The organism is Kitasatospora sp. NPDC008050, assembly GCF_042957465.1.
In the GTDB taxonomy this organism is placed as follows: Bacteria; Actinomycetota; Actinomycetes; order Streptomycetales; family Streptomycetaceae; genus Kitasatospora.
On sequence record NZ_JBIBIJ010000005.1, the window covers coordinates 1 to 3,598 of the forward strand.

Consider the following 3,598-nt stretch of genomic DNA (forward strand, 5'->3'; position numbering starts at 1 on the left):
CTGATCCACCCCGAAGGGCTTCACCGTTCGACTTGCATGTGTTAAGCACGCCGCCAGCGTTCGTCCTGAGCCAGGATCAAACTCTCCGTGAATGTCTGCTCGTAATCGAGCATCACCCGCGTCGAGCGGCACGACAACCACCGGAATAGGGTGGCCCCGTGCACTGCGTCCTCGCTAGTGTTTTACTTCAAAAGGAATCTCCAACCCCGATCCGAAGATCAAGGCCGGGGATGTCAACATATCTGGCGTTGACTTTTGGCACGCTGTTGAGTTCTCAAGGAACGGACGCTTCCTTCAAGCCGCTCTCGCAAGCTCTCCGGGCGCTTCGTTCTTTCGTGTTCTCAGCTTATCAGATCCGATTCGCACCGTTTACCGGTCGATTTCTTCTCCGAAATCCCGCTGAGGGGATTTCCTTTGGCTGACCAGCAAAGCCTAGCAAAGACTTTTTCCTGGTTTTGCCGCGGGATTTCGCTTGCCGGGCCGCATCCGTGGACGCCCTGCCTCGACTTGCCGTGTCGTAGACACTACAGCTCGTTCGGTCCTGTTGTCCAGTCCGAGCCAACCGTTCGAATCTACTAGCCATTCGTTGCTGTGTCAACAGTTCCGACGGCGTGAAGAGAAGACTACCAGGTCAGAAGGGGTCAGGCCGCCACCGGCTGGAGGTCCGCGCGGTCGGCTGCCGCGACGTCGCCGGTCTCGCCGGCCGCCGCGGCCCGGCGGCCCAGGACCAGGGCGTAGAGCAGGAACAGCACCTCGGCCGTGACACCGATGCCGATCCGCGCCCAGGTGGGCAGGCCGGAGGGGGTGACAAAGGCTTCGAGCAGGCCGCTGACGAAGAGCACCGCGGTGAGGCCCATCGCCATGCCGATGGTGGCCCGGCCCTCTTCGGCCAGCGCCACGGTGCGCTTGCGCGGGCCGGGGTCGATCACCGTCCAGCCCAGGCGCAGGCCCATCCCGCCCGCGACGAAGACGGCGGTCAGTTCCAGCAGACCGTGCGGCAGCAGCAGGCCGAGAAAGAGGTCGAGACGCCCGGCCGAGGCCATCAGGCCGATGCCGACCGCGAGGTTGAGCACGTTCTGTGCCAGCACGTACAGCACCGGCAGGCCCAGGAAGACGCCGAAGACCAGGCACTGGGCGGCGATCCAGGCGTTGTTCGTCCAGACCTGGGCGGCGAAGGAGCTGGCGGGGCGGTCGGAGTAGTAGGCCTCGTAGGCGCCGCCCGGCCGGGTCATCTCGCGCAGCTGGCTCGGCGTGGCCATGCTGTCCCGGACCTCGGGGTGGGTGGCTATCCACCAGGAGATCAGCGCGGTGCCGAGCAGCGAGAGCACCGCGATCGACAGCCACCAGCGGCGCGAGCGGTAGAGCGCGGCGGGGAACCCGGCCGCGAAGTAGCGGCCGACCTCGCGCCAACTGCCGGCCCGCCTGCCGGTGACCGCATGGCGGGCCCGGGCGACCAGCGTGGTCAGACGACCGACCAGGGCCGGGTCCGGCGCGCTGGCCTGCACCCGGGCCAGTTGACCGGTCACCCGTTGGTAGAGGGCGACCAGCTCGTCCGCCTCCTCGCCACTGAGCCGGCGCCGCTTGCTGAGGGTCTCCAGGCGCGCCCACTGTGCTTGGTGGGCGGCGATGAAGACGTCCAGATCCATCCGGGTCACTCCAAGGTGGCGATGCGGCGCGGGGTCAACGGCTGGGGTCAGCTTGCCAGAGGTCGCAGCCGGTGAGGCGGCCCTTCCCGGGCTTCGGGCGGCCCCGTATGTTGGGCCCCTGAAGATCCGGGGGCGGGCGGCGGGCCCACGTTCCGGACGCCGGATGGGACGGGCTGGTGCGATGAGTGACCTGGTGACGGGTGAGGCCGTCGTCCTCGGGCTGCGGACGGCGAAGCTGCCGAGCCGGGCACTGGCCGTACTCCTGGACCTGCTGGTCGAGTTCACCGCGTTCTTCCTGACCACGCTGCTACTGATGACCTCGCTCTCGGACCTGGACGGGGCGGCCGCGGCAGCCCTGGTGATCTGCCTGCTGGTCTTCTTCCTGGTGGCCCTGCCGGTCCTGGTGGAGACGCTCTCGCACGGCCGGTCGCTGGGCAAGGCGGCGCTGGGGCTGCGCGTGGTGCGGGTCGACGGCGGGCCGGCGAGCTTCCGGCACGCGCTGGTGCGCGCGCTGGTCGGCGTCTTCGAGATCATCATGCTCACCGGGGTGCCCGCCGTGATCAGCTCGCTGGTCTCGGCCGACGGGCGGCGGCTCGGCGACGTGTTCGCGGGCACCCTGGTGGTGCGCGAGCGGGTGCCGGCGGGCCGCTCCGACGGTCCGCCGACCACGCCGCCGCCCCAGGTGATGCACGCGCTGGGGTCGGAGCTGGTGCGGCTGGACCTGTCGGCCGTACCCGAGGGGCTCTGGCTCGCTGTTCGCCAACTCCTGGGCCGCAGCGATCAGTTGGACGGCCAGGTCGCGTTCGCGATGGCGCAGCGGCTGGCCGGCGACGTGGCCCAGCGGGTCGGCTGGCCGGTGCCGGCCGGCCTGCACCCGGCGATGTACCTGTCGGCGGTGCTCACCGAGCGGCAGCGGCGCGACTGGCTGCGTGCGACCGACGGCCGCACGGCGCCGGGCTACGGCACGGCCCCGGCGTACAGCGCGCCGCCACCCGCGCCACAGGTGTCCCCCGTGTCTCCCGCCTGGCCGACGCCCGCACCGCCCACACCCTCGGCACCCGCGCCGACCACGCCTTCGACGCCCGCAACGCCCCCTGCCTCGAACGACGGCGGCTTCGCGCTGCCCGGCTAGCTGTCCGGCTAGTTGCCCGGCTGACCGGGCGGGGTCGCTCAGTCCCAGCTCGGCCAGGCGTTCGGCGGGCTCTCCAGCTCCTCCAGCTCGATCCCCGGCGCCGCCAGCAGCACGTCCCCCGCCAGGTGGATCTCCCGCTGCTCGCCGGTCTCCAGGTCGGCCACCTGGTAGCGCTCGACCAGCAGCGGCCCGGAGTCGGTCGGATGCTGCTCCGTCTCCCGCAGGGTCCAGCCCTGGTCGAAGGTCCGCGGGGCCAGCGCCGTGCCGTGGAAGGCGACCAGCCGCACCCGGGTACTCGCACCCGGTGCCAGCCGCAGCAGGCGGGCGGTGGCGATCAGGAAGGCGGGCGAGTCACCCGCGAAGCCGTGCGCGCGGTCGTGCCCTTCGGTGGCCGAGGCGCCGGTCGGGTCGGCCGGGTCGGTGCGCACCCAGGCCACCCCGTCCACCGCTCCCCCGCGCACCTGCCAGCCACCGGCGCGCAGTTCCATGCGCAGCGGGCGGCTCCGCGAGTCGAGGGTGAGGTCGACGGTGCCCAGCGTGCCGCCGTCCGGCGCGTAGGTCTTGGAGACGTAGCGCCAGCCCGCCGGGCCGGGAGCGCAGCTGAAGCGTTCCTCGCCCAGCAGGACGTGGTCGTGGGGGTCGTGCAGCGAGTAACGGCCGTTGGGCATGGCAAAAGCCTATGTCGGCCCCGGAAACGGCCGGGGGGGGGGGGGGGGGGGGGGGGGGGGGGGGGGGGGGGGGGGCCGCCCCCGCCGGCCCCCCCCCCCCCGCCGGGGGGGGGGGGCCGGGGGGGGGGGGGGGCCCGGCCCCCGGCGCAGCC

3 protein-coding genes and 1 rRNA gene are annotated in these 3,598 nt (G+C 71.8%); 1 reads left to right on the forward strand and 3 read right to left on the reverse strand.

Annotated elements, in window-relative coordinates:
* Both ACFZB9_RS11395 and ACFZB9_RS11400 read right to left on the reverse strand, forming a co-directional pair.
* Positions 1 to 92: ribosomal RNA gene (locus ACFZB9_RS11395) — 16S ribosomal RNA — on the reverse strand; the annotation flags it as partial.
* A 549-nt stretch (positions 93 to 641) separates the two neighbouring features.
* Positions 642 to 1,646 carry a stage II sporulation protein M gene (locus ACFZB9_RS11400; RefSeq protein ID WP_391445942.1) on the reverse strand — a complete coding sequence of 335 codons (1,005 nt, stop codon included), beginning with the start codon at positions 1,644 to 1,646 and terminating at the stop codon, positions 642 to 644.
* 181 nt (positions 1,647 to 1,827) lie between these two features.
* Here ACFZB9_RS11400 and ACFZB9_RS11405 point away from each other — a divergent pair, with 181 nt between their 5' ends.
* Positions 1,828 to 2,778: an RDD family protein gene (locus tag ACFZB9_RS11405; RefSeq protein ID WP_391445944.1), complete on the forward strand. Its 951-nt coding sequence runs from the start codon at positions 1,828 to 1,830 to the stop codon at positions 2,776 to 2,778.
* Between the two features lie 38 nt (positions 2,779 to 2,816).
* On the opposite strand, the gene ACFZB9_RS11410 is transcribed toward ACFZB9_RS11405, so the two are convergent.
* Positions 2,817 to 3,446: a hypothetical protein gene (locus ACFZB9_RS11410; RefSeq protein ID WP_391445945.1), complete on the reverse strand. Its 630-nt coding sequence runs from the start codon at positions 3,444 to 3,446 to the stop codon at positions 2,817 to 2,819.
* Positions 3,447 to 3,598: the final 152 nt, after the last annotated feature.

Bases quoted from the DNA above. Each gene is read 5' to 3' on its own strand.
- ACFZB9_RS11400 (WP_391445942.1), bottom strand. From the start codon at position 1,646: ATGGATCTGGACGTCTTCATCGCCGCCCACCAAGCACAGTGGGCGCGC.
- ACFZB9_RS11405 (WP_391445944.1), top strand. From the start codon at position 1,828: ATGAGTGACCTGGTGACGGGTGAGGCCGTCGTCCTCGGGCTGCGGACG.
- ACFZB9_RS11410 (WP_391445945.1), bottom strand. From the start codon at position 3,446: ATGCCCAACGGCCGTTACTCGCTGCACGACCCCCACGACCACGTCCTG.